This is a genomic window from Desulfogranum mediterraneum DSM 13871, assembly GCF_000429965.1.
Classification (GTDB): Bacteria; Desulfobacterota; Desulfobulbia; order Desulfobulbales; family Desulfobulbaceae; genus Desulfogranum; species Desulfogranum mediterraneum.
On the sequence record NZ_AUCW01000007.1, the window covers coordinates 1 to 23,833 of the forward strand.

A 23,833-nucleotide genomic window follows, 5' to 3' on the forward strand; every position below is an offset into this window, starting at 1 on the left:
ATGAGATATCCCGTATCTTAAGATACCTCAAGGCTCGTTGGAGACTACAACGTTGATAGGTCGGGTGTGGAAGTGCAGTAATGCATGGAGCTAACCGATACTAATTAGCCGTGAGGCTTAACCATATCCTTTTTTAAACAAAGTATTTACCCTGCTACTTTAATTGTCACAGTTTTTTGATATATCGGTGACCATAGCGAAGAGGCTCCACCCGTTCCCATTCCGAACACGGAAGTTAAGCTCTTCAGCGCCGATGGTACTGCATGGGTGACTGTGTGGGAGAGTAGGTCGTTGCCGATTCTTTTATAGAAAAAGCTCCAATCATCATTGATGATTGGAGCTTTTTTTTTGGGGTTTTGAATCCGGTCCTTTTCCAGCTGCCGGGCAGACTCCCGGCCAAGGCCAAGCCCCACTGCCTATTTCACCGCAGTCACCGCAGTCACCGCAGGGTCAGCCGGATTCCCTATCCTGCCTATTCTGCCCTGCCCTGCCCGCCAGGCTCGCTACTCAGCTACAAGGTGGTCCACTTTAATGGTCCAACCTTGCCCAGCCTTTACCGTCCCCCTCTTTTTCCCCTTTTATCCCCGTGGCAGCAGCCAGCGGGCCACCCCTTCAGATCCGCCTAAAACAGCTGCTCCTGCCAGATCTCATCCGGAGGAAAGGTGAAGGTCAACTCTTCCTTGCTTGTGGGGTGGAGGCAGGAAAATGAGGCCGCATGGAGGGCAATCCCTCCCGGTGTAAACGACCGGCTGCCGCCATACCTGAAATCACCCAACAGGGGAAAGCCCCGGTCGGCAAACTGGAGACGAATCTGGTGGTGGCGGCCGGTGATCAGGGTAATGCGGACCAGGGAGGTTTGTGCCCCTGCAGCCTCTCTCTGAAAATGTAGCCTGGCCTCTTTGCCGGCCGGGTCCATCACGGCCTGGGGACCTCGACGTGACATCCGGTCCCGCCAGTCGCCCTGCTCCGGAACCACCCCTGCCACCAGGGCCAGATAATTCTTGGTCACCCGCCGTTCACGGATCTGGGCAGAGAGCCTGGCTGCAGCCTTGGAGGTCCTGGCCAACACGATCACCCCGGATACCGGGCGATCCAGCCGGTGGACCAGGCCGAGGAAGACCTTGCCCGGCTTACGGTAGCGCTCCTTGATATACTGTTTGCAGATGGTGAGGAGGTCCCGGTCCCCGGTCCGGTCGCCCTGGACCAGCATGCCCCTGGGTTTATTGACCACAAGAAGATGGTTGTCCTGGTAGAGAACTGGTATAGTGTTTTCGATGGTGTCGGTGATCAAGCAATTCCCTGTTGTCACTGTCTTCTCTCTCCCTCTGCCTCTACGCCTTGTCTCATCTTTGCTACCATGCGCCCACGACTCCTGATCATCAATGCAGCCAGCCCCTACTTCTTTTATATTCCCATGGGAGCCTTTGGGGTCTGCGACTTTCTGGAGCAACACCAGATCGCCAGTCAACTCTTCAACCCGGCCCTCTACCCCCAACCCCAGGTCGCAGAACGCCTCCTGGAGCGACTGTCCGCGTTTCAGCCCAGCCACGTGGCCCTGCTCTTTCACTGGCAGGAGACCGTCCATGGCATGGAGCAGGCCCTGGAGATCGTCCGTGGCTGGAGCCGGGAGACGGTCACCCTGGTGGGAGGTTTCAGCGCCAGCCACTTTGGCCACGAACTCCTCCTGGCCCGACCTGATATCGACTATCTGATCCATGGCGACCCGGAGCAACCGCTGCTCCAACTGCTTCAGGGGGCTGAACCTGCAACCATTGCCAACCTCAGCTATCGCCAAGGACCGGCTATCTGTCGCAGCAGCGGCCAGTGGCTGATCGACCGGGATACCCTGGACTCCATCTCCTTTGCCAGGCTCGATCTGCTCCACGACTGGCCGCTCTATCTGGAAAAGATCAACTCCAAGCTGGGATTTCCTCTCTTTATCGGTCGGGGCTGCGTCTTTAACTGCCGCTACTGCGGCGGCAGCCGCCAGGCCTTCCGTAACCACTCCAGCCGGCACCAGCCGGTTCAGCGTTCCCTGGGGGCCATCATCGCCGACCTGCAGCGCCTCAAGGAGTACACTGACAGTATCTACATCTGCTACGAAAATGACCTGGACTTCATCGTCCGCCTCTTTGAGCGGATCGCCGCAGAGGATGGGCTACGCCACCACTTTTGCCTGAACTACGGTGCCTGGCACCTGCTGGATGAGTCCTTCATGGCAGCCTATGGGGGGGCCTTCAAGTACAGTGCAAGCTCACGACCCGTTATCGAGTTCTCACCGGAGGTGATAGATGACAGCAACCGCAGCCTGATCAAGGGGCATGCCACCTACGGACTCGAGCCCCTGATCGCCAACTGCCGGCAGATCGCCAGGCAGCTCGATCAAGAGGTCAGAATCGAGTTGTTCTTCAGCCGCTATCACCCCACCGAAAAGAGCTATCCAGAGCTCCAGCAAGAGATCAGAGGGATCTACCGGCTCAAACATCGTCTCTTCCGAGAGGGAGAGCAGAGCATCAGAATCTGCTATGATCACCTCTCCACGGATGTGGGTTCTCTCTACTGGCAGGAACAGCTCCCCCATCCTTTTGGCTATGCAACCTTTCTGGAGCAGAAAACAGCCATCGATAACCAGACGCTCTATCCCTTTCCGGTGGATAACCTCTGTTTCTATATCCCGGAAGGGATCAGTGCCCAGCAACGGCTCTGCACCGAGGCCCTGCTCCAAAGCCTGGAGTTGATAGAGAGCCGTCACCACGAACTCTTCCAGCTGCTCTTTTTTAGCACCGACTGCCACTGGCTCACGGTATTGGAGCAGGTCATCAACGATCAGCTTGGAGGGACCAGCAATGAAGCCTTCGAGGCCCACTCCCCGGAACAGGCAGGGAGCCGGCAGGCTGCCTTCTTCAACCCCATCCCCCTCTCCTCCCTCCTGGAGGACGCGGTCCAGCGACTGCTCAAGGATCCTGCCTCCGCAGGGCTGACCTTCCTGCCGGACCTGCTGAGCTTCAGCCTGGCCAAGGAGCGGCTCCAGGCCCAGCCCTCTCCGCCGCCCGGCCGAGAGCCTGCCGGGAGTGCTCGCTACCAGCTTGCCCCCCAACGCTACCGTCTGCATCAGCATGACTACCTGGATATCCAGGGCCTCTTTCAGCGCCTGAACAGAGAGGGCGGCTGCCTCAAAGGCTACCAGAGAACGGTCTTCCTCTTCCTTGACCGGCAGATTATGGCCCTGCCCCATGCCAGCTATCGGGCCACACTCCGTTTTTTTGAGAGGGGCGGATCTGTGCACGACTACCTGGAGAGTCTCGGGCAGGAGGCTCCTCCGGAGGCACTCCGCCGACAACAGCAGCTGGTGGAACGCTTGATCTTTGCCCAGGTCCTGGTGCCCCTGAGCGCAGCCCAGGAAGAGGGCTGAGCTACTCTGCGCTCACACTGCCGGGAAAATCTGCCGCCACCTGGGCAAAGGGGATGGCAAAGCCGATCCCCTCGGTGTTGCTGATGATCATGGTATTGACTCCCAGGACCTGGCCCTGATCATTGATAAGGGGACCGCCCGAGTTTCCCGGGTTGATGGGAGCATCGATCTGGATCAGCGGCTGCTCTTTAAACCTACGAAAGCCGGAGATGATCCCGGAGGTGATGGTGTGGCGCAGCCCCGAGGGGCTACCGATGGTGTAGACGGTCTTGCCCTGCTCCAGGTACTCCCGGCTGGCTGCAGGCTGGAGAAAGGGAGAGTTATAGACGGAGATGGAGACCATGGCCAGATCCGAGCCCGGACTCAGCTGGACCGAGTCCACCTGGTAGGCACTGCCATCGATCAGTTCCACGCTTCCCTGCTGGAGGAAATCACCCTCCTGGATGGTGGCAATCTGCTCCTCCATTCCGGTGTAGCGCTGGAAGTACTCGGCATAGCGTTTTTCCCTCAGGCGCAGGTTGCGTTTGAGCTGGGCCCTGAACTCCTGCTCCCGAATCTGCCCCAACTGCCTCCGGACCAGGTCCAGGGAATGACGTTCGGTGTCCAGTTGCTGCTTCAGCTCCCTGGCCCTTGCTATCAACCGCTCCAGCGAGGCCGGATCATACTCCACCACATGGCGGTTGGTGATGATGGTCCCGTGGGGATCGATGAAAAAACCGGAACCACTGCCCCAGGGGGTGACGATGGAAACCGTTGCATTTCGAGCCGCCTCGATGGCGTTGCTCACCCCGAAGCTCGTGGCCAACTGTCCTGCCAGGCCATCGCCTGGCGCACTCTCCACCGGGCTCAGTTGCTCGCTGCTCCGGGTCGGCTGACCGCCAGGCCCCTGGTCTGCCCTCCCCCCTGCCTGGATCTTCTCCACCACAGCCAGCTCAGGGGCAACCTCCTGGGGCACGGGTGCAGTTCGGAGGCCGAGCAACCACCATCCGGCCGCAGCCACCACAGCAAGCAGACCGACCAGGCTCATGAGTGGAAAAGAACGGCCAACCGGCTGGTCAGCCGCTGCCTGACGCAGCTCTTCTTTCCTGGCCTGGGCCGCCAGATACTTATCGATGAAGATCCCGCACTGGCTGCACTCCGGGGATCTGGGCTGGACAAAACCGCATTTGGGACACTTCATAGCTTCCACCTTCTCGCCTGCGCGACTTCCCTGCGCGACTTCCCTGCCCGCCCCTGACCCTTCCTGCTAATCCAGGGGATCGAAGTCATCCCTGCTGGCATAACAGAGGGGACAGACCCAGGCCCGGGGCAGCTCCTCAAAGGAAATGCCCGGCGGGATCGAGTTCATCCCATCCCCCTGGCTCGGGTCATAGAGATAGCCGCAGTTGATGCAGATATACTGCTCCCTCACTTCACTGGATTTCATCATTATACCGCAAAATATTTGGCCTGGGGGTGGTGGACCACAATGGCCGAGGTGGTCTGCTCCGGCACCATCTGCATATTCTCGGTCAGGCTGACCCCGATCTTTTCCGGTTTAAGAAAGGAAAACAGAGGCTTATGTACCTCCATGTCCGGACAGGCCGGATAGCCGAAGCCATAGCGGGAGCCCTGATAATTCTGGCTGACCAGTGAGCCGCCGGCCGTGGGGTCGGCACCAGCGATCCCCAACTCGCTGCGCATCACCCCGTGCCAGTACTCGGCCAGGGCATCGGTCACCTCCACACTGAAGCCATGGAGCATCAGATAGTCATGGTAGCGGTCCGCCTCGTAGAGTCGGGCGGTTTCCTGGCCCATCCGCTCGCCAATGGTGACGATGAAGAAGCCGGCAATATCCCCCCCCTCCTCCCGGGTCTTGAAGTAATCGGCGATGCAGAGGTGGGGCTGTTCCTGCTGACGGGGGAAGGCAAAGGGATGGAGGCTCCCCTCCACCTCCACCATCACGGTCTCCTCCTGGGCATAGCAGGGAAAGTAGCCATAGGAGACCTTGGGCCGGATCAACCCCTCATCCAGACTGCGCCGGATCAGGCCCTGATAGATCGGCTCCACCTGCTCGCTGATCAGTTGGCGGTATTCCTCAGCCCCCATCTTGGCCCGGCGATAGCCCCAACGGCCCCGGAAGAGGGCCTGGGTGTTGACCAGGGGAAAGAGCAGCTCCGGATCCAGCTCCTCCACATAACGCTGTCCCAGGAAGGGGGGCTCCGGCACCGGGTTCGTCCGGCTGATGGAACGCTCTTTACGCCCGGGCTTAAGCGGTTCCCCCACCACGGCCGGATCAAAGACCGTGGACACGAGGGTGCCCTCCTCATGCTCCCGAACCGCCCTGAGCCCGGCAAAGGCGTCGCTGCAGTAGACCACCGGGCCGCCATAGTTGGGGACACAGGATTCGGCAACAAACTTCGGGGTCAGGGCCGCCCCCCCGAGGAGGATCGGAATATCCAGCCCTGCCTCACGGTACTGGGCCATGGATTCCTGCATGACAATGGCGGACTTGACCAGCAGGCCGCTTAGGCCGATCAGGTCCGGCTTAAGCTCCCTGGCCTTCTCGATGATGGTCTCTGCACCGACCTTGATGCCGATATTATAGACCGTATAGCCGTTGTTGGAAAGGATGATATCCACCAGGTTCTTACCGATATCATGGACATCCCCCTGGACCGTGGCCAAAAGGATCCTGGTGGTGTGCTCGTCCTCGATCCGCTCCATAAAGGGTTCAAGAAAGCTCACCGCCCTCTTCATGACCTCGGCGGACTGGAGGACAAAGGGGAGCAGGATCTCTCCCTTGCCAAAGAGCTCGCCCACGTGGCGCATGGCAGGGACCAGGATCTGATTGATGATATCCAGGGGGGCAAAGCGCTCCATCAGCACCGGCAGGACATCCCCCACCTCATCCTTGTTACCGTTGACCACCTGGAGAAAGAGCTGTTCTTCAGGGGTCCTCTTCACCGCCTCTGCCTCATCCTCTTCCCCGACATTTCGATCGGAGAAGTAGTCGATAAAACGCATCAGGGGCTTGCCCTCTCCCTCTCCATCCCGATCGTAGAGCAGATCCAGACAGACCTCCCGATCCTCCTGGGAGATTCGGGCCAGGGGCAGGATCTTGGCCGCATCCACGATGGCGGCATCCAGGCCCGCCTCCACTGCCTGATGGAGGAAGACCGAGTTCAGGATCCGCCGGGCCTTGGGCGCCAGGCCAAAGGAGATATTGCTCAGCCCCAGGACCGTCAGACAGCCGGGCAACTCCCTCTTGATCAGGCGGATGCCCTCCAGGGTCTGGATGGCGGCGTCTCGGAGCTTCTCGTCACCCGAACCCACGGTAAAGGTCAGGCAGTCGAAGAGCAGGTCTGAGGGACGCAGCTTAAACTCGTCCACGGCAATGGCATAGATGGCCTTGGCGATCCTCAGCTTGTCCTCGGCAGTCATGGCCATACCCTGCTCATCGATGGTCAGGGCAACCACCGCCGCCCCATAGCGCTTGGCCGCCTGACAGATCCGCCTGATGTTGTGGCCACCGTCCTCCAGGTTGATGGAGTTGATCACACAACGACCAGGGTAGAGCCTGAGGCAGGCCTCGATGCACTCGGGCGTGGTGGAGTCGATCATGATGGGCGCCTTGAGCGAACTGACGCACATCTTCACCAGCCTGGTCAGATCGGCCAGTTCATCCCGGCCGGCATAGGCGGTGCAAAGATCGATGATATGGGCCCCCTTGCTCTCCTGCTCCTGGGCGATCTTGAGGCAGGCCTCAAAATCATCGGCCAGAAGCAACTCCCGGAATTTTTTGGAACCGTTGGAGTTGGCCCGCTCGCCGATGAGCAGGGGCGGGATCTCCTGCTGCAGTTCCACGGCCTGATAGAGGCTGGATACCGATGGCTTCATGAGATCACCTCCCTGGCCCCGGGTGTGACCCCGTCAAGGGCCCGGACCAGCTCCCGGGTATGGGCCGGGGTGGTGCCGCAGCAACCCCCCACCACGCTGACCCCGAACTCGGTGACAAAGCGTTTCATATCCTGGCCATACTGCTCAGGCGTAAGGGGATAACAGGTCTTGCCGTCCACCACCTCGGGCAGCCCCTGGTTGGGCACACAGGAGATCCGTCCCGGCCAGTTGCGGCTGAGGTAGCGCAGATGCGACTCCATCTCCGCCGGTCCGGTGGCACAGTTGAGGCCAAAGGAGAAGAGGGGAAAGGGTTCAAAGGTCACGGCCGCAGCAGCAATGTCGGTCCCCACCAGCATGGTGCCGGTACGCTCTATGGTGACCGAGCCCATGACCGGGATATCGCGACCCAGCTCTTCCAGGATGGAGAAGCAGCTGGTCATGGCCACCTTGATCTGCAGCAGGTCCTGGCAGGTCTCGATGATGAGCAGATCCACCCCGGCCTCCACCAGGGAACGAATGTGCTGCTCCTGGGCCCGGGCCAGATCCTCTACCTCGATGTGGCCCAGGGAGGGCAGCTTGGTTCCCGGTCCCACCGAACCGCCGACATAGACATCGGCCTTGCCGTCAATGGCCGCGCGGGCACAGGCCACCCCGGCCTGGTTGAGTTCCTCTACCCGATCCTCCAGACCATACTCCTCCAGGACGATCCTGGAGGCCCCGAAGGTGTTGGTTTCGATCACCATGGCACCGGCCTCGACAAAGCCGCGATGCAACTGGATGATGGACTCGGGAGCGGTGCTGTTGAGCAGCTCGTTGCAGCCCTCGCTGCCCTCCCAGGCCTCCTCGGGGATCTCCATCTCCTGGAGGTTGGTGCCGCAGGCACCATCTAAAATAAGTAGGTCGTGATCCGTGGGTTTCATTACTTCCTTTCTCTACACTATGCTCTATGGTGATCACACCCGGCTGGGTGCGGCTAGTCTCCTCTTCCTGCCGGCTCTCCGGGGCGGGAAAAAACGATCCCTGCCCCAGGCCTGCCGAGCGGAACGCTGCCCAGGACAACAGCTGGCAACGCGAAAGCGCTGTTTATCATTTTTTCACCAAGAACACCAGCTCAACCCCGAAAAAACAGGCTGTTCGCAGCGATAAATCGCGCCCCTGGCCCTGGTGGCCGACAGTGGACCCTGGTCAAGGGAGAGCAAGCGGCCTGTTGGCGGCTTGCTGAGCGGGAGCCGGCGGAGTTCAGGAGCAGATCAACTCAGCCTCGCCCACCGCAGCCGGCGGCTCCATCTCCAGGGTATCGGCACCGAACCAGATGGGCAGGCTGCACCTGCTGCCCGGCAGATGGCCAAAGAATCGGGCAGCCGCGGCCAGACAGGTAAACTGGTCGGCAGAGACCCGGGCCACCGGCACCGAGCCGCTGAGAAAGAAATCCACGCTTCCCTGCTCCTTGACCAGAAGCACCGTGTTCTGCTCCTGCATCATGGTGTCACTGAGGAAGCGCACCGACTGCAACTGGGCCTTGCCATTGACGATACCTCCAAAGATAAACATTGCCCGCCTGATAATCACTTTAAACTGCATACCATACCTCCTGCTGGTCGTTTTTCTTGACTCTACCAGGGGAGGTTTGTCATATAGTGACTAACCCCTACTTTTTTTCAAAGGATCATGAGCCTGCTCGAACGCATTTACTTCTTTCACTCCCGGATACAGGAAGCCAGCTACCCCAATGCCAGCGACCTGGCTGCAGAGTTTGAGGTCTCGACCGCCACGGCCCACCGGGATATCAACTATCTCCGGGACCGGCTGCTCGCCCCCCTGGCCTACAGCCCGCAGCACACCGGCTACTATTATAGCCAGGAGAATTTCCGACTCCCCTTTGAGGAGAGCGCCGAGATCATGGTCTTTTTAGGTATCCTGAGCACCATTGCCGGCGAACTGGGCCTGGAACAGCTGCCGGAGCTTTCCCAGCTCCAGCAGAAACTGGGCGCCCTGGCCTTTCCGGGAAAAAAGAACCTGGAGCAGTATATCCACTGCGAGTGGATCGAGACCGAGCCTGTGGACAACACCGTCTTCCAGTCCGTGCTCACGGGCCTGCTGGACCGGCTGCAGCTGAGCATCAGCTATGCCGACGGCTCACCGGATACGCCCCAACGGACCCTGGACCCCTTGAAACTGCTCCACTATCAGGGCCGCTGGTATCTCTATGCCTGGTGTCATCTCCGGAGAGCAAGGCGGCTGTTTCAGCTCTCCCGGATCAACACGGCCCAGGCCCTCAAGGACCAGACCAGCCACGCCATGGCAGCAGACGACAGCTCCCTGACCGGCGTGTTCGGGATCTTCAAGGGCGCACCCATAGGAACCGTGACCCTGCGCTTCAGCGGCCATGCCGCCCGTACGGTCCGCCGCCAGCACTGGCACCCCGAGCAGGAGCTGATCGAGATCCCAGAAGGGGTGCAGCTCACCCTGCCGGTGGCCGATGAGCGGGAGGTGATGATGAAGGTCCTCCAGTTCGGCAGCCAGGCCGAGGTGATCCGGCCGGCCCGCTTCCGCCGAAAGATCAGTGCCGAGTTGGCCAAAATGAGCGAGCGCTATACCCTGGAGACCACACCCTGAAAAGATGGCCCCCACTGGGCCAAGACGCCCCCCTTACCCTAAAAAAATTTGAAGGAGAGAGTAATGCTCCCTGCGATTAGCGCCGTGGTCCTTGCCGCCGGCAAGGGCACCCGGATGAAATCCGACCGTGCCAAGGTACTCCATGAGGTCTTTTTCCAGCCCATGGTCCACCATGTACTCGATACCATCGACCAGCTGCCGGTCAGAGGCTGTGCCGTGATCATCGGCCATCAGGGGCAGCGGGTGCTCCACTCCCTGGAAGGCTATCAGATCACCCCGGTGATCCAGGAAGAGCAGCTGGGCACCGGCCATGCGGTCCTCTGTGCCGAGCAGGCCTGCCAGGGGGCGGAGCATGTCCTGATCCTCTGCGGAGATACCCCCCTGATCGGCCACCGGACGCTGGAGGCCATGATAGCGACCCATCTGCAGCAGAAGGCTGCCGTCACCCTGATGACCACCCGCCTGGCGGACCCCTTTGGCTACGGCCGAATCATCATGGATGGAGAGCAGCAGGTACTGCGTATCGTCGAACAGAAGGATGCCAGTCCGGCGGAACAGGAGATCCGGGACATCAATGCCGGCATCTACCTGGTGCGCAGGGAGTTTCTCTTCAGCGCCCTGCAACAGGTGGGCACGGAAAACAGCCAGGGCGAGGTCTACCTCACCGACATCATCGCCATTGCCGTCAACCAGGGGGCCCTGGTGCAGAACTTCAGCCACGACCGGGCCATCGATGTCCTGGGGGTGAACTCGCGGGTGGAACTTGCCCAGGCCCAAGAGGAGCTCCAGGCCCGTCATAACCGCAGGCTGATGCTCGATGGGATCACCATGCTCGATCCGGCAAGCACCCTGATTGCTCCCAGCTGCAGCTTTGCAGGCGAGGCCCTACTCCATGCCGGGGTCCAGCTCACGGGCTCCACCACCATCGGCCGCGGCTGCATCCTCTCCAGGGGAGCGGTGCTCCATGACTGTCACCTGGGAGACGACGCCGTTGTGGGGGCCTATGCGGTGCTGGAGAACTGTTCCCTGGGGGCCCGGGAACGGGTTCCTCCACTGATCCATCGGGTGAGCTGAACCAGCCAGCCCGCCAGGGGGGATCCGGGCCCACGCTTTTTCCTTTGTCAAAGGGCCCTGAACGGGTAGAGTCAGGCATCTTTTCAAGGGCCAGCCGCCATGGGCCGCCGCCAGGCCGCCACCGGCCAGGTCCTTTTCTTTTTCGGCAACATAAACGGAGTAGATCAACCATGAGTAACACCAAAAAAATATACTCTTCCATCCTGGGCGATTCGTTTCCCATGGAGATGACCATCAGCTTTGACGGCCAGACCCTGGTCTACCGCAAGAAGACCTGGGACATCCCCACCGCCGACGGCAGCAGTGAGGAGCGGGGCCTGCGCTACGGCGAAAACCCCAACCAGGAGGCAGCCATGTATGAGCTGACCAACGGCAACCTGGTCCTGGGGGAGTGTGCCTTCATCAACCCCGGCAACGGCCTGGTCAGCGGCATCACCGTGGAAGACATGGTCCAGGTGGGCAAGCACCCGGGCAAAATCAACCTCACCGATGTGGACAACGGCCTCAACATCATCAAGTATCTGGTGGATCAGCCGGCAGCGGTGATCCTCAAGCACACCAACCCCTGTGGCGCCGCCATCGGCGGTTCCCTGGCCGAGGCCTACACCAAGGCCAACCGGGCCGATCGCCTGGCTGCCTTTGGCGGGGCCGTGGTCACCAGCCGCCCCCTGGATCGGGAGACCGCCGCCCTGATGGCGGAGAACTACCTGGAGGTGGTCTGTGCCCCTGATTTTGAAGAGGGGGTCCTGGAGATCCTGGCTCGCCGGAAAAACCTGCGGGTCATTCGGATGGCCGGAATCGAGCGGCTGACGGATTTTGAGCAGTACCGCTTTCTGGACTTCAAGTCATTGATCGACGGCGGCATCATCGTCCAGCAGTCGGCCATCAACACCATCCGCAGCCGCGAAGATCTCCTCCCGGCCGAAACTGTACGCAAGGGTGTGAGCTATCGCTGTGAACGCCAGCCCAGCGAGGCGGAGATCGCAGACATGCTCTTTGGCTGGGCCATCGAACATGGGGTCACCTCCAACTCGGTTATCTATGTCAAGGACGGTTGTACGGTCAGCATCGGGACAGGAGAGCAGGACAGGGTAGGAGTGGCGGAGATCGCCGTGCACAAGGCCTACGCCAAGTATGGGGACATCACCTGTTTTGACCGACACGGGATTCCCTATCCCGAGCTGGCCCTGCAGGTGGCCCAGGGAAAACAGGCTCCACAGCTGCTTGAGGAGATTGATGCCAAGGTCGCGGCAGAGCGGGGCAACCTGCCGGGATCGGTGATGATCTCAGATGCCTTCTTCCCCTTCCGGGACGGGGTGGACGTGGGGATCAAGGAGGGGATCGGTGCCATCCTCCAGCCAGGAGGCTCCATGCGGGATTTTGAATCGATCGAGGCCTGCAACCAGGCCGATCCCCAGGTGGCGATGATGTTCACCGGTCAGCGCTCCTTCAAACACTGATGGGGCGGCCGGGGCGGCTTGAGAAGGCAGCCCCGGCCCACTTGCGGCAATAAGGGAGGCTCAGAGGGTGACCCAGGCGCCCTCCCGGGCGGATCTCAGGCAGGCGGTGCAGATCCGAACCGCTGCCAGCCCCTCGGGGCCGGGGACCGGATTGTTGCCGCCATGGCAGAGAAAGGCCTCCCAATCCCGAAGCAGCGGTACAATGGTGCTCACGGCCTGGGGAGGACTCAAGTCCGTGATCTCCTGGCCCTGGATCAGCTCACAGCTGTTGTAGATCTGCTCACCCCTGAGCTGGGCCTGCTCACCCACAAACTCAAACAGGCCGGAACGGGCCGCCCCCACCTTGGAGCAGTCCACGGTACCCACCACTCCGTACTCCATCTCCACCAGCACGGCCAGGAGATTCTCCAGCAGCGCCTCGCCATGGTTACGGCTCAGGGCCGAGACCCTGACCACCTCCAGACCGGTGATGGTACGCAGGGCATCGAAGACATGGACAGCGGTGTGAAAGCTGACCCCGGCCCCGGCCATGGCCGGATCTTCATGCCAGGCCAGGCTGGTGGGTTCCAGCCGCTGGTTGGCGGAAAAGCTGTAGAGACGACCGATCCGCCAGAGCTCTTCCTGGAGGGCCTGGATAACACTGTTGTAGCGCAGGGTCTGGCCCACGGTCAGCACCAGGTTCCGGTTGCTCAGGGCAACGATCTCCTGGGCATCGGCCAGGGAGCCGGCCAGGGGTTTTTCCACAAGCAGCGGTTTCCGCAACCCGGCACAGGCCCGGGCGATGGCAAGATTGAGGGTGGGCGGCACCACCGCAATCACCGCATCTATCCGGGGATCCGCCACCAGCTCCTGCCAGTTGGGGTAATAGCCGCACTGCCATTGCCTGGCCTGCTCGGCTCCGGACGGTGAGCGACGGCTGATGGCTGCCAGCTCCAGGCCGGGACAGTCCGCAAGGAGGTGACGTGCATAACGACTGCCGTGTTTGCCCGAACCGATGAGACCGACTCGTACCCTTTTTCCTGCTCTCCTTGCCATGATCTGCCCTCCCCTGCTGTGGCAGTAACTGCCCTGTTGGGATGATAGAGTTGTCCTGGTTTCAGCGATCCCGGCAGAGACGCCGCCAATCCGGCGGCAAGGCCTGCTCGCCAAGTCCCAGCTCCTCGATAAAGTGAAGCACCGCCTCCGGGTTACAGTTCATTCCCGGGGTGGTCTGGTCTATGCGACGCTCAGCCCACTCCTGCTCCACCAAGCCGACAAAGGCTTTGGCCACGGTGGGGATATGGGCCCTGGCATCTCCCTCCAGCCGCCTGGAAAAGAGCTGGAACCGATCCCAGTTGATGATGGCCCGCTCCACCCCCCGAAAGAGGGAGAGAGAGCGGTTGGCCGGAGTGAGATCACGCAGGATCATCTCCAGGTAGCGTTCCAGCACCGCCCCGTGCAAGGCATCCAGCTCTTCCCCGCTTAAGAGCATCTGCGGCCCTTCCGGATCCTGGCAGAGGTAGTGGAGGCTGGAGTGGAGGGCCACCTCCGGGATCTCCCCGGAGTGGCGAACGATGAGGTACTCCTCCTCCAGGATCAGGGGACGCTCATCGCTGAGCATCAGCGTTTCTCCGCCCTGTTGTCCAGCTCAAAGAGGGAACGCACCGTGGTGATCCGCTCGTTGCGGCTGAGGCAATGGTGGTCGGCCTTGAGGTACTGCATGGGATGGTGGAGAATCTTGTTGGCAATGGCGGCTCCCATCTTCTCGATGGCCTGGCACTCCTGTTCCGAGACCTCGGACAGCCGGCTGAGGGTCTTGTCGCACTCCATCCGCACCACCTGGTCCACCAGCTCGCGCAGCTCCCGGATGGTCGGGGTGGCCACCTGATTTGCCAGCCAGCGGTTAAACTTGAGCAGTTCCTCGTCAACGATCCGCTCGGCCTTGATCGCCTCCCGATCACGCTCGCTCTTGTTCATCTCCACCACATTCTTCAGATCATCGATGTCGTAGAGATAGACGTTGTCCAGCTCGTTGATGGCGCTGTCCAGGTCCCTGGGCACGGCGATATCGATGAAGAACAGGGGGCGGTTGCGTCGTTCCCGCATCACGGTGCGCACCTCCTCCTTATGGAGGATCAGATCGGCTGCTCCGGTGGAGCTGATCACGATATCCACCTGCTCCAGCTGCTCCAGCAGCTCCTCCAGGGCCACGGCATGACCGTTGAAGCAACGGGCCAGGGTGACCGCCCGGGACAGGGTCCGGTTGGCGACAATCACCTCGGCCACCTGGCCGACCAGATGTTCTGCAGCCAGCTCCGCCATCTCACCGGCACCGACCAGGAGCACCTTCTTGTCAGCCAGATCTCCAAAGATCTTCCTGGCCAGCTCCACGGCCGCATAGCTGATGGAGACCGCACTGGCACCGATCCTGGTCTCGGTTCGTACCCGTTTGGCCACGGAAAAGGCCTTGTGGAGCAGTTTGTTGAGGATAAAACCGCTGCAGCGGAGCTCGGCGGCATGACGATAGGCCTCCTTGAGCTGTCCAAGAATCTGGGCCTCGCCGACGATCATGGAGTCCAGGCTGGAGGCCACCAGAAAGAGATGCTCGATGGCGGCGTCATCCTGGTACTGGTAGATATACTGCTCCAGTTCCCGGGAGCCGACCGCACCGGCAAAGAGCAGTTCAAGTACCTGTTGGGCAGCCACTCCGGCATCCCTGCAGGTAAAGAGCACCTCCACCCGATTGCAGGTGGAGAGCAGATAAAACTCCTTCAGCGCCTCCAAACCTCCCAGGGCGGTCAAGGGTTCCTGATAGCCGCCGGAGAGGGCCATTTTTTCCCGTACAGCCAGCGGGGTGGTCTTATGATTGACCCCCAGAAGAACGATGGTATCACGAGGCATAGGTATGAACCCCTTTCATGAGAAAGGATACTCCCCAGAGGGTAAACATGGCAGAGACAAAGGCAATGATGCTGATCATGGCGGCCCGCCGACCACGCCAGCCGATGGTGAATCGTTGATGCATCACCCCGGCATAGAGAAACCAGGTCACCAGGGACCAGGTTTCCTTGGGATCCCAATGCCAGTAGGCCCCCCAGGCCTGCTTGGCCCAGAGGATACCGGTAACCAGCCCCAGAGTAAGCAGAGGAAAACCTGCACTGAGGCAGTGATGATTGAGTTTATCCAGGACCTCCAGCGAGGGCAGCCGCGAGTAGAACAGGCCGAAGCGTTTCTGTTTGATCTCCCGTTCCTGGAGCAGGTACATCAAGCCGCCGATACAGGAGAGGGCCAGGAAGGCGTAGGCCACCAGGGTTATGGAGGCATGCACCGGCAGCCACCAGGATTGGAGGACCGGGGAGAGGGGTATGATCTCCCGGGAGGAGAAGGCCGCGACCAGCATCAACAGCACCACCAGCATGCTGACAAAGGTACCGAGATTTTTTACGGTATAGCGCCAGCGGAAGGAGAGATAACTCCAGGCCGTTGCCCAGGCGAAAAAGGAGATGGTCTCGTGGTGGCTGGTGATGGGCGTGTGGCCGGCTTCCAGGTAGCGGAAGAGGATATTCAGGGTATGGAGGGCAGCAGCAACAAAAAAGACCTGCCTGGCCAGCTGCCGGATCTGTTTTTTCTCGGAAAAGAAATAGACCATGTAGGTGGCAGTGGACAGCAGGTAGACGATACAGCTGATCTGAAATAGTACAAAGCTCATGTTTTATCCTGCCTAAAGGTCGCCCAGTCAATCGCCGTCGTTTCTCCCAGGACCCTGGTAAAGTGGGCTTCCACCAGAGACCACCGGCCCTCTCTGATCCAGCTGATTATATCCCGATGAAGGAGTTTCTTAAATAAAATTCTTTTCTGCTGCTGCCGGGCATCGCCCTTGACCACCCCGGCGCGCACCAGGGCGACGAGTTCCAGGAGGATGCCATACTCCTCACCAACCACGCCTTCCAGTTCTTTTTTCAGCATGGCAGCCACTGCCGGGCTCTTGCCGTTGGTGGAGATGGCCAGGGTGAGATCACCGCGCCTGATGACGGCCGGGACGTGAAAGCCGCAGCCATTGGGGTCATCGGCGATGTTGAGCAGCAGGTTGTGCCGGACAGCGTCCCGCTGAACCGCCTCCTGGACCTCACGGCTTGCCGTGGCGGCAAAGACCAGCAGGGCCCCGGCAAGATCCTGAGCGGCATAGCCCCTCTTCAGCCACTGGATCCTGGCAAGGCCCGCCTGCTCCTGAAGATAGGGTGTGACCTGGGGGCTGACAAGCCGCACCCGGGCAGCGTGTTCAAGCAGACTGCGGACCTTGCGTTCGGCCACCGCACCACCGCCCACCACCACACAGAGCTTATCCTTGATATCGAGACAGAGGGGATACACGTGTCACCTGAGCTGAATATGGGGCCACCATGGAACGAAATCTACCCTGCCGAGGCAGGTCAGGAGAGCAGCCCGCCCCGCTGGCTAGTCTCGCCTCTTCAGGCGGGTCAGGAGGATGACCTTATCTTTGTCCAGACTCTTCAGCTTACGCCGGGTCATGCCGATGGAAAAGGTCTCTTCGGCCAGCCGAAGAAAGGGAGCCACATTCTGCCGCCCTTCATCATGGGCAAGAAAGATAACCCCGCCCGGCTTGAGGGCCTGTTGAAAGATCGCCAGCAGCGGCTCCAAAAAATCCTCCCGATAGAGGATCTCCGAACCGATGATCACATCATACTGCTCCAGGGCCGTGGGCTGCAACCAGTCCAAGAGCTTAAAACGGACCCCGGTGAGGCCGCTGGCGGCCGCATTGATCTGCTGGAACTCGAGGATGCGCTCCTCATAATCGCTCAGAGTCACCTCAAACCCTGCTGCAGCCGCCACCAGGCCGGTGGCCCCCAGGCCTGCGCCCAGTTCGAGCATGGTGGTCCCGGGCTTGGGCTGCTGGTCGGCCAGAAAATCGGCCAAGACGATCGCTGACTCCCAGAGACGAATCCAGACCGGAAACTCCGAAGGATTTTTAAACGGATCTTTACCGTCAAGGATCTCTTCCAGGTCGGTATACTTCAGCAGGTTTAAACGATGCTGTTGAACGGTGAGCGGCTCAAAGGCCACCTTGAACTGACTCTTGATCTTCTCGTATATGGCCAGCTCTTTAGCTGGCAGCGTTTGCGGATCCATAGCTTAGAACACGTTGTCTCTCAAAAAAAGAACAGGAAAAGAGTCCGGCCGATGACCGGACCAAAGGGCAGCTCAGGCGCCCCTGAAAAAATACCAGAGAAAGCCTGCTGCCGATAGGCAAAAACAGTAGTAACCGAACCAGTGCAGTCTGCCCCGGCGAACAACCTGCATTAATACAATAATGGCAAAATATCCAGAAATAACCGAGGCCGCAGTGCCCACCAGCAGCTGCCACGCCTGGCCCTGGCTGAGCGGCGAGGACAGGAGGTCACCCAGTTTCAACACCGCCGCTCCCAGAATGGCGGGGATGGACATGATAAAGGAAAAGCGGGCCGCGGTCTCCCGCTGCACCCCCAGGGCCATGCCGGTAAAGATGGTGGAACCGCTGCGCGACAGACCCGGCAGGATGGCCATGGCCTGGGCCGTGCCGATAAGCACGGCCCGTGAGCCGCTCAGACCACCTTTCCCCCTGGGCAGTTTGGTGGTAATGACCATGATCAGGCCGGTGAAGGCCAGCATGGTGAAGGTGACCAGGATATTATCAAAGATCCGTTCGATATGGTCCTTGAGAAAGAGGCCGACCACCACGGCGGGCAAGGTGGCCAGGATGATATAGCAGTTCCAGAGAAAGGCCCGGTTGAGTTCCGGATCCGCCTGCCGCTGGCGCCTGGAGGAAAAGAGGGCCGCGACCATGGCCTGCAGGTCGCTATGAAAGGCGATGACCACCGCAATCAGGGTACCCAGGTGAAGGAAGACCTCAAAGGAGATGCCCGGGTCATGAAAGTTCAACAACTCGGAGCCGATGACCAGGTGGCCGGAAGAGGAGATCGGCAGGAACTCGGTCAAGCCCTGAACAATACCCAGTACAATCGCTTTTATAAACTCCATGGGACCCTGTCACTCAAACTGGTGGACAAAAAAAGAGCGGGTCGATGAGACATCGGCCCGCTCGGAAAAGCAGCTGAACACGCAGGGGCTGTTAGCAACCTTCGATGGCTTTCTTCTTCTTGGCTTTTACAGATACCTTGTCGCCGGCTTTCAGCTTGTCGGCCTTCTTGCAGGTCATGGTGACCTTGTCGCCGTCTACAGCGTCTACAGTACAGGTAACTTTGGCAGCAAAAACAGCGCCGGCGCTCAGAACAAAGGCGGTAACCATCAGGGCAGATACAATTTTTTTCATCGAAACCTCCGTAGTAAATAAGATATATGTGGACTTCCCTACCTCTTGGCTGAGGAAAATACGGGAAAATGGCCGAACTGTCAACAAGAAAGCCACGGTCCAGGGCAAACAACAACGACTTAAAGGGCTGATTTAATATCTTTTTCCAAGAGAGATCGGGGCGCAAATTCTGAATATCTACGAATGATATGGCCGGCCCTGTTGACCAGAAAAGAGGTGGGAAAACCAACGACGCCGCCGAATGCCCTGGCAGTGGCCCGATCAGCCATCACCACGGGATAGCTCAGCTGTTCCGCTGCGATCAACTTGGCCACCAGCTGAGGCCCCCCTTCATCAAGGGAAAGACCGATCACGCTGAAGCCCTGCTCTTCATACTGTTGATGGAGCCGCTTCAGGATGGGAATCTCCCGCCGACAGGGAGCGCACCAGGTGGCAAAGAAGTTCACCAACAGGACCTTGCCTGCGTAGAGCTCACTGTTGAGCAGACGGCCATCAAGGGCCGAGGGCAGAGAGAAGGGTGGCATCGCATCTGCGGCAAACAGGGGTACGGCCGCGGAAGAACCGGTGGCCAGAAGCAGGATGGTCAGGAGGAGACAACGGAGGCGTTTCATAGCTTCTTCCTTGCAGGCTTGATGGGAGGAGAGGCTCACTTGAGGGGATTGTCAGGAGGGGGCGCATTCGCTCCAACTCGGGAAGGCCCGGTCTCCCAGCCAGCTGCGAGCCGGCCCCCAGACCTGCCAGCGCGGCCGACAGCAGGGCGACTGGGGGCCAACATGGGCCGAGGCTAGCCGATAATCCGCGATTCAGCCGGCTTTGGAGCCGGTTTCTTGCTTGACAGGGAGCAACAGTACCATATCAGGAGAGCAGGGCCAAGGGATTGCGTCGACAGGCGGAGAGCACTCCGGCAGGTCAAGCCCTTTGGGAAAGACCTTTCATGAAACTGCAATTACCAAGAGGTAATCACGACTACAATCACGATTACCATCACGATTACAAAGAGGGACCATCAGGCAAGGGGCTGGATTCAGCCCAGGGTATCGAGGAGATGGCCCGTCATTTCGTCGGCCGCCTGAAGGGTCTTCAGGTTGGCGCTATAGCTGTGGGTGTTGACCATCAGCTTGGGAATCTCCTCCACCAAATCAACGTTGGACTGTTCCACCAGCTCGACCCCGCGGGCCGTCTGCTCGGCCACAGCAGGCCCAGGGGTATCGACCCGCTGGCTGCTTGCCCGGACCCCGCCGGTCGGCTGTTCGCTGAAGAGGGTACGTCCTTTTTTAAAACCCGCGGTGTTGAGGTTGGCTGTATTATGAGCGTTCTGCTCCACTGCGGTGCTCACGGCCCGGAGCCCGGAAAGGGCACTGTGGGTGGCTGAAATCATCCGTTCTTCTCCCCAAAAAAATAGTTGGTTGCGATACCGGTAAACGAAGCAAATTTCATGCCGACATCGTGGCACCTCCCGGCTGAGTCGGCTCAGCCGACCATGATATGCTTTTCGCCAAAAAATATTGCGCCTTTACCCGGGAACGATTAGATAGTTATGGGGAGAATTGAGTCCTTTTACGATCTCAAGCAACCGCAACCACCCCTGTATTCAACTATCTGAACAACAGACAGCCACCCTCTGCCGATCCGCCAAAGGATCCCCCCTGTTCTGCTATGACTTTGCGTACTTTTTTTCTTTCCCTCTGCTGCCTGCTGCTCAGCCTGCCCCTGCTCTGCCGGGCAGAACTCGTTGATCGCAGTGTAGCCATTGTCAATCAAGATATCATCACCCTCTCCGAAGTCAATGAGATCGGTCAACAGCTGTTCCGCAAGGCGGCTGCAGAGGTGCCTCCTGAGCAGTTGGATCAAGTTCTGGCCCAAATCCGCTCATCGCTGATCAACAAGCTCGTCGACCAGAAGCTCCTTCTTCAGGAGGCGGAACGGTTAAAGATCACGGTCAGCGACCAGGAGGTGGACAGGGCCATAGAACGGATTCTTGCCAAGAACCGGATCTCCCGGGAGACCTTCCTGGGAGAGCTTGCGACCATCGGCATGGATGAAAAACAGTATCGCCAGGATCTTCACGGTCAGATTCTCCGCTCCAAACTGGTCAATTACGAGGTCCGTTTCAAGGTCATCATCCCGGAAGAAAAGATCATCGACTTCTACGACCAGAACTATACCCAGCAGGTCGGCAGCGGCGGCTACTATATCCTCCAGATCGGGACCTCCTGGAAACAGACGGCAGGTCCGGGTGCCAGGGAAGAGGCAGAGACCAGGATCCTGAAGGTCCGCAAGCTGGCGCTTGAAGGGGAGAATTTCAAAGAGTTGGCCCGCAACTATTCTGAACTGCCCTCTGCCGCCGACGGCGGTGACCTGGGAATCTTTCAGAAAAACGAGATGGCCCCCTTTATGCGCAACGCGGTGATCGAGCTGCAGCCCGGCGAGGTCAGCCAGGTGGTGGAGACCCCTTCCGGTTTTCAGATCTTCTCGCTCCTCTCCAGGCAGGAGGGGCAGATCATCACCAAGGTTCCCTACGAATCGGTTAAAGAAGAAATCCGGGAGACCCTCTATGAACAGGAGATGCAAAGCCGCTACCAGGAATGGATAAAAGGTATTAAGGACAAGGCCTACATCAAGATACTCTAAATCCAGATCAATCTGCAGAAACCATGCGCATCAACGAGAACAGCCCTCCAGCGGCGGAAGAGGAGAGTGTCGGCAGCCAACTCCGTAACCTTCGCCAGGCAAGGGGGATCTCCCTCCAAGAGGTCTCAGCGGCCACCAAGGTGTCGCTGAGCAACCTGACCGCCCTGGAAGAGCTTGATTACGAACAGCTTCCGGCCGACACCTTTATCCGGGGCCAGCTGAGCTTCTACGCAGAGTTCCTCGGACTTGACGCCCCCCAGGTGGTGGAACGTTTTTTCGCCGAACGCAACCGGCACCACAGGCCCGGCCGCTCCGCCAAAAAGATCTTCAGCGGCTACTCCCAGGCTCCAAAAAAATTTGCAGAACCGGCCCACATCCCCTCGGTGACCGCTGCAGCCCTCCTCTTTGCCGTCATCATCATCTCCCTGACCGGCTTCTGCATCTACACCTCCTGGAACCCCTTTGCCTATTTCACCGACAAGACCATCAGTCTCTCCTCGCAGGTGATGGAGGCCTTCAGCCAGGCCGGCCAGCCACGGATCCACAGGGTGGAGGCCGATCGGCTGCTGCTCCAGGCCCGCTTCAACGGAGATATCGAGGTGGAAATTACCGTCGATGGAGAAGAGAGCCGCCGCCGGGTCTTTCAGCGGGACCAACAGGCCCAGTGGCAGGCCAGCGAGCGGCTGCTGCTCAACCTCTCGCCGCCGGTCAATGCCGCGCTGACCCTCAACGGTCGCCCCCTCAACTACCCGGAGGACCTCAGGGACGGCCTGCTGCTGCAGTTGAACAAGGCTCAGCCCCCGGAATGAACAGCGCCTGGAGCAGCTGCCTGGTACTGACCACCACCGATCACGGCGAATCAGACCGACTGGTCACCCTCTACAGCGAGGAGTTGGGCAAGGTGACCGGGATAGCCAAGGGGGCCAAGCGCAGCCTGAAACGCTTTGTCAACAAGCTGGAACCCTTTTCCCGGATCCGGCTCCACTACAGACCATCACGAACCAGCAGCCTGCTCTTTATCTGCGGAGCTGAACTGGAACAGGCCTTCCTCTCTCTGCGCCACTCCTACCCGCGCTACCTCGGGGCCATCTACCTCTGCGAACTGGTCCTCCGTTTTAGCAAAGAAAAAGACCCTGAACAAAAACTCTATTGCCTGCTCCACTGGGCCCTGGCCGGCCTGGACAGCGGAGAACGACCGCTCAGGGTCTGCGCCCTGTTCCACCTCAGGCTGCTCCAGACCGTAGGCTATCAACCGGAACTGAGCCACTGCAGCCACTGCCTGCTGCCGGTGGGTCCGGGACACCGCTACAGCCTCCTGGCCGGTAACGGCACCCTGCTCTGCAACCGCTGTCACCAGGGGAGGGAGTCGTTCTTTGCCCGGCAGATATCCCTGCAGACCCTCAAGTTTTTGAACAAGGCCCAGCAGGACAGCCTGGAGCACCTCCACCGGCTCCAGTTACCCGACAATGCCGCCCGGGAGTCCCTGGCCGCGCTCTACCACTACAGCCGCTATCTGCTCCAGCAGGAGATCCACTCCTGGAAGCCCCTGCTGAACTCGACTGGCAGAACATCGGGACTCGTCCAGGGTTGAGCTAAATCCAGAGCCTGGCCAGAGCCTTGCCAGGGGAGTCGGGCCGGTTTTTCAAGGCATCCCCCTGCTCCAGCCCTCCGGAGACGGCTTGCCACGCCCCCCCTCCCCTGGCCGCTGGCTCTATTCGAGCCTGCCCTTCCCCCCTTCCCGGACTTGTGGTTGACATCGCTCACCTGCCTGACCTATCGTTAAACGAGAAGAGCAGACAGAGGCAGACCTGCTAGAAAGGCAGGAAGGAAAAGCCTCAGATCTCTCCGGGGATAGCCGTGCTCCCGTACGGGATAGCGGACTCCCGTTTTTTTTAGAGGCGGCTCGATTTTTTTTATGCAGATCCCACCGACTCTTAAGCCAAAAGGAGGCATAATCATGGCCAAGAAAGAAGAATCCACCGACTTGATCCGCAAGGAAGCAACCCACCCTGCCGGCCCCTTTGAGGAGATGGAACGCTATTTCGACCGTTTCTTTCGGCACCCCTTTGCCCTGTCCCCGGCCGTCTCCTGGCCTGGATTTGATCTGGCCGGGATGGACGGGATGTCACCTTCTGTGGATATCTTTGCAGAAAAAGATGAGCTGGTAATCAAGGCAGAGATGCCGGGCATCAAGAAGGAGGAGGTCCAGGTCTCCATCAGCGACAACACGGTGACCATCTCCGGAGAGAAGAAGCAGGAGGAGAAGGTGGAACGAAAGGATTATCACCGGCTGGAACGCCGCTACGGTTCCTTTTGCCGCAGATTTCGACTCCCGGAAGAAGTCAACAGTGAAAAGGCCAAGGCCTCGTTCAAGGACGGGGTCCTGGAAATTCGCCTTCCCAAGTCCAAGACAGGCAAACAGAAAAAGATCACCATCAGCTGAGGAGAAATCCC

24 protein-coding genes and 2 rRNA genes are annotated in these 23,833 nt (G+C 59.7%); 10 read left to right on the forward strand and 16 right to left on the reverse strand.

The genetic code is table 11. The features are described from left to right. Both G494_RS0103115 and rrf read left to right on the forward strand, forming a co-directional pair. Positions 1 to 125, forward strand: a 23S ribosomal RNA gene (locus G494_RS0103115); the annotation flags it as partial. A gap of 58 nt (positions 126 to 183) precedes the next feature. Beyond that, a 5S ribosomal RNA gene (gene rrf / locus G494_RS0103120) occupies positions 184 to 300 on the forward strand. Positions 301 to 622: 322 nt separating this feature from the next. On the opposite strand, the gene G494_RS27115 is transcribed toward rrf, so the two are convergent. Continuing rightward, entirely contained in the window at positions 623 to 1,309 is a 687-nt protein-coding gene (locus G494_RS27115) for an RluA family pseudouridine synthase (protein ID WP_161629929.1), read from the reverse strand. Positions 1,310 to 1,357: 48 nt separating this feature from the next. Between G494_RS27115 and G494_RS0103130 the strand changes: the two genes are divergently transcribed. Continuing rightward, entirely contained in the window at positions 1,358 to 3,412 is a 2,055-nt protein-coding gene (locus G494_RS0103130) for a hypothetical protein (protein WP_028583360.1), read from the forward strand. A gap of 1 nt (position 3,413) precedes the next feature. Here the strand turns inward: G494_RS0103130 and G494_RS25040 are convergent, their stop codons facing one another. The 5 genes from G494_RS25040 to G494_RS0103155 all read right to left on the reverse strand — a co-directional run bounded on the left by G494_RS25040 (position 3,414) and on the right by G494_RS0103155 (position 8,872). Then, on the reverse strand, positions 3,414 to 4,592 hold the full coding sequence (locus G494_RS25040; RefSeq protein ID WP_028583361.1) for a trypsin-like peptidase domain-containing protein: 1,179 nt from the start codon (positions 4,590 to 4,592) through the stop codon (positions 3,414 to 3,416). 66 nt (positions 4,593 to 4,658) lie between these two features. Further along, entirely contained in the window at positions 4,659 to 4,838 is a 180-nt protein-coding gene (locus tag G494_RS0103140; protein WP_035245334.1) for a rubredoxin, read from the reverse strand. Positions 4,839 to 4,840: 2 nt separating this feature from the next. Next, positions 4,841 to 7,291: a methionine synthase gene (locus G494_RS0103145; RefSeq protein WP_028583363.1), complete on the reverse strand. Its 2,451-nt coding sequence runs from the start codon at positions 7,289 to 7,291 to the stop codon at positions 4,841 to 4,843. Continuing rightward, positions 7,288 to 8,211 (reverse strand): homocysteine S-methyltransferase family protein, encoded by a 924-nt coding sequence (locus tag G494_RS0103150; protein ID WP_028583364.1) that lies wholly within the window; start codon positions 8,209 to 8,211, stop codon positions 7,288 to 7,290. The genes G494_RS0103145 and G494_RS0103150 overlap by 4 nt, the downstream gene beginning before the upstream one ends. A gap of 319 nt (positions 8,212 to 8,530) precedes the next feature. Further along, a complete protein-coding gene (locus G494_RS0103155) occupies positions 8,531 to 8,872 on the reverse strand; it encodes a hypothetical protein (protein ID WP_028583365.1) in 342 nt (113 codons plus the stop codon). Positions 8,873 to 8,959: 87 nt separating this feature from the next. On the opposite strand from G494_RS0103155, the gene G494_RS0103160 reads away from it, so the two are divergent. The 3 genes from G494_RS0103160 (at position 8,960) to G494_RS0103170 (ending at position 12,441) form a co-directional block, all read left to right on the forward strand. Next, positions 8,960 to 9,907, forward strand: coding sequence for a helix-turn-helix transcriptional regulator (locus G494_RS0103160; RefSeq protein ID WP_028583366.1), 948 nt, complete (start codon positions 8,960 to 8,962; stop codon positions 9,905 to 9,907). A 63-nt stretch (positions 9,908 to 9,970) separates the two neighbouring features. Continuing rightward, a complete protein-coding gene (locus G494_RS0103165; RefSeq protein WP_028583367.1) occupies positions 9,971 to 10,981 on the forward strand; it encodes an NTP transferase domain-containing protein in 1,011 nt (336 codons plus the stop codon). A gap of 170 nt (positions 10,982 to 11,151) precedes the next feature. After that, positions 11,152 to 12,441, forward strand: a complete 1,290-nt coding sequence (locus G494_RS0103170) for an IMP cyclohydrolase (RefSeq protein WP_028583368.1) — start codon at positions 11,152 to 11,154, stop codon at positions 12,439 to 12,441. Between the two features lie 60 nt (positions 12,442 to 12,501). On the opposite strand, the gene G494_RS0103175 is transcribed toward G494_RS0103170, so the two are convergent. From G494_RS0103175 to G494_RS0103220, 10 genes are all read right to left on the reverse strand, one after another. Beyond that, entirely contained in the window at positions 12,502 to 13,476 is a 975-nt protein-coding gene (locus G494_RS0103175; protein WP_028583369.1) for a Gfo/Idh/MocA family protein, read from the reverse strand. A gap of 61 nt (positions 13,477 to 13,537) precedes the next feature. Next, positions 13,538 to 14,041, reverse strand: coding sequence for a hypothetical protein (locus tag G494_RS21665; protein ID WP_035245336.1), 504 nt, complete (start codon positions 14,039 to 14,041; stop codon positions 13,538 to 13,540). Then, the gene (hemA, locus tag G494_RS0103185) at positions 14,041 to 15,321 is read right to left on the reverse strand and encodes a glutamyl-tRNA reductase (protein WP_028583370.1); all 1,281 of its coding nucleotides are present in this window, start codon (positions 15,319 to 15,321) and stop codon (positions 14,041 to 14,043) included. Before hemA ends, G494_RS21665 begins: the two co-directional genes overlap by 1 nt. Next, the gene (ccsB, locus tag G494_RS0103190; protein ID WP_028583371.1) at positions 15,311 to 16,129 is read right to left on the reverse strand and encodes a c-type cytochrome biogenesis protein CcsB; all 819 of its coding nucleotides are present in this window, start codon (positions 16,127 to 16,129) and stop codon (positions 15,311 to 15,313) included. Before ccsB ends, hemA begins: the two co-directional genes overlap by 11 nt. Beyond that, on the reverse strand, positions 16,126 to 16,791 hold the full coding sequence (locus G494_RS21670; protein WP_051305333.1) for a precorrin-2 dehydrogenase/sirohydrochlorin ferrochelatase family protein: 666 nt from the start codon (positions 16,789 to 16,791) through the stop codon (positions 16,126 to 16,128). Before G494_RS21670 ends, ccsB begins: the two co-directional genes overlap by 4 nt. Positions 16,792 to 16,875: 84 nt before the next feature. Then, positions 16,876 to 17,568, reverse strand: coding sequence for a class I SAM-dependent methyltransferase (locus G494_RS0103200; protein ID WP_035245337.1), 693 nt, complete (start codon positions 17,566 to 17,568; stop codon positions 16,876 to 16,878). Positions 17,569 to 17,640: 72 nt separating this feature from the next. Continuing rightward, entirely contained in the window at positions 17,641 to 18,456 is an 816-nt protein-coding gene (locus G494_RS0103205) for an undecaprenyl-diphosphate phosphatase (protein ID WP_028583373.1), read from the reverse strand. A 91-nt stretch (positions 18,457 to 18,547) separates the two neighbouring features. Continuing rightward, on the reverse strand, positions 18,548 to 18,748 hold the full coding sequence (gene extJ / locus G494_RS0103210; protein ID WP_028583374.1) for a selenite/tellurite reduction operon protein ExtJ: 201 nt from the start codon (positions 18,746 to 18,748) through the stop codon (positions 18,548 to 18,550). Positions 18,749 to 18,867: 119 nt separating this feature from the next. After that, the gene (locus G494_RS0103215) at positions 18,868 to 19,359 is read right to left on the reverse strand and encodes a TlpA disulfide reductase family protein (protein ID WP_028583375.1); all 492 of its coding nucleotides are present in this window, start codon (positions 19,357 to 19,359) and stop codon (positions 18,868 to 18,870) included. A gap of 413 nt (positions 19,360 to 19,772) precedes the next feature. Continuing rightward, positions 19,773 to 20,126: a flagellar basal body rod C-terminal domain-containing protein gene (locus G494_RS0103220; RefSeq protein ID WP_028583376.1), complete on the reverse strand. Its 354-nt coding sequence runs from the start codon at positions 20,124 to 20,126 to the stop codon at positions 19,773 to 19,775. Between the two features lie 278 nt (positions 20,127 to 20,404). Between G494_RS0103220 and G494_RS0103225 the strand changes: the two genes are divergently transcribed. From G494_RS0103225 to G494_RS0103240, 4 genes are all read left to right on the forward strand, one after another. Beyond that, complete coding sequence (locus G494_RS0103225) at positions 20,405 to 21,379, forward strand: peptidylprolyl isomerase (protein ID WP_084456334.1); 975 nt, start codon at positions 20,405 to 20,407, stop codon at positions 21,377 to 21,379. Between the two features lie 23 nt (positions 21,380 to 21,402). Then, complete coding sequence (locus G494_RS25045) at positions 21,403 to 22,188, forward strand: helix-turn-helix domain-containing protein (RefSeq protein ID WP_051305334.1); 786 nt, start codon at positions 21,403 to 21,405, stop codon at positions 22,186 to 22,188. Further along, complete coding sequence (gene recO, locus G494_RS0103235; RefSeq protein ID WP_028583378.1) at positions 22,185 to 22,970, forward strand: DNA repair protein RecO; 786 nt, start codon at positions 22,185 to 22,187, stop codon at positions 22,968 to 22,970. The genes G494_RS25045 and recO overlap by 4 nt, the downstream gene beginning before the upstream one ends. Positions 22,971 to 23,336: 366 nt before the next feature. Then, on the forward strand, positions 23,337 to 23,822 hold the full coding sequence (locus G494_RS0103240; RefSeq protein ID WP_035245340.1) for an Hsp20/alpha crystallin family protein: 486 nt from the start codon (positions 23,337 to 23,339) through the stop codon (positions 23,820 to 23,822). Positions 23,823 to 23,833 lie beyond the last annotated feature (11 nt).

Bases quoted from the DNA above. Each gene is read 5' to 3' on its own strand.
- G494_RS0103130 (WP_028583360.1), top strand. From the start codon at position 1,358: ATGCGCCCACGACTCCTGATCATCAATGCAGCCAGCCCCTACTTCTTT.
- G494_RS25040 (WP_028583361.1), bottom strand. From the start codon at position 4,592: ATGAAGTGTCCCAAATGCGGTTTTGTCCAGCCCAGATCCCCGGAGTGC.
- G494_RS0103140 (WP_035245334.1), bottom strand. From the start codon at position 4,838: ATGAAATCCAGTGAAGTGAGGGAGCAGTATATCTGCATCAACTGCGGC.
- G494_RS0103145 (WP_028583363.1), bottom strand. From the start codon at position 7,291: ATGAAGCCATCGGTATCCAGCCTCTATCAGGCCGTGGAACTGCAGCAG.
- G494_RS0103150 (WP_028583364.1), bottom strand. From the start codon at position 8,211: ATGAAACCCACGGATCACGACCTACTTATTTTAGATGGTGCCTGCGGC.
- G494_RS0103155 (WP_028583365.1), bottom strand. From the start codon at position 8,872: ATGCAGTTTAAAGTGATTATCAGGCGGGCAATGTTTATCTTTGGAGGT.
- G494_RS0103160 (WP_028583366.1), top strand. From the start codon at position 8,960: ATGAGCCTGCTCGAACGCATTTACTTCTTTCACTCCCGGATACAGGAA.
- G494_RS0103165 (WP_028583367.1), top strand. From the start codon at position 9,971: ATGCTCCCTGCGATTAGCGCCGTGGTCCTTGCCGCCGGCAAGGGCACC.
- G494_RS0103170 (WP_028583368.1), top strand. From the start codon at position 11,152: ATGAGTAACACCAAAAAAATATACTCTTCCATCCTGGGCGATTCGTTT.
- G494_RS0103175 (WP_028583369.1), bottom strand. From the start codon at position 13,476: ATGGCAAGGAGAGCAGGAAAAAGGGTACGAGTCGGTCTCATCGGTTCG.
- G494_RS21665 (WP_035245336.1), bottom strand. From the start codon at position 14,041: ATGCTCAGCGATGAGCGTCCCCTGATCCTGGAGGAGGAGTACCTCATC.
- hemA (WP_028583370.1), bottom strand. From the start codon at position 15,321: ATGCCTCGTGATACCATCGTTCTTCTGGGGGTCAATCATAAGACCACC.
- ccsB (WP_028583371.1), bottom strand. From the start codon at position 16,129: ATGAGCTTTGTACTATTTCAGATCAGCTGTATCGTCTACCTGCTGTCC.
- G494_RS0103200 (WP_035245337.1), bottom strand. From the start codon at position 17,568: ATGGATCCGCAAACGCTGCCAGCTAAAGAGCTGGCCATATACGAGAAG.
- G494_RS0103205 (WP_028583373.1), bottom strand. From the start codon at position 18,456: ATGGAGTTTATAAAAGCGATTGTACTGGGTATTGTTCAGGGCTTGACC.
- extJ (WP_028583374.1), bottom strand. From the start codon at position 18,748: ATGAAAAAAATTGTATCTGCCCTGATGGTTACCGCCTTTGTTCTGAGC.
- G494_RS0103215 (WP_028583375.1), bottom strand. From the start codon at position 19,359: ATGAAACGCCTCCGTTGTCTCCTCCTGACCATCCTGCTTCTGGCCACC.
- G494_RS0103220 (WP_028583376.1), bottom strand. From the start codon at position 20,126: ATGATTTCAGCCACCCACAGTGCCCTTTCCGGGCTCCGGGCCGTGAGC.
- G494_RS0103225 (WP_084456334.1), top strand. From the start codon at position 20,405: ATGACTTTGCGTACTTTTTTTCTTTCCCTCTGCTGCCTGCTGCTCAGC.
- G494_RS25045 (WP_051305334.1), top strand. From the start codon at position 21,403: ATGCGCATCAACGAGAACAGCCCTCCAGCGGCGGAAGAGGAGAGTGTC.
- recO (WP_028583378.1), top strand. From the start codon at position 22,185: ATGAACAGCGCCTGGAGCAGCTGCCTGGTACTGACCACCACCGATCAC.
- G494_RS0103240 (WP_035245340.1), top strand. From the start codon at position 23,337: ATGGCCAAGAAAGAAGAATCCACCGACTTGATCCGCAAGGAAGCAACC.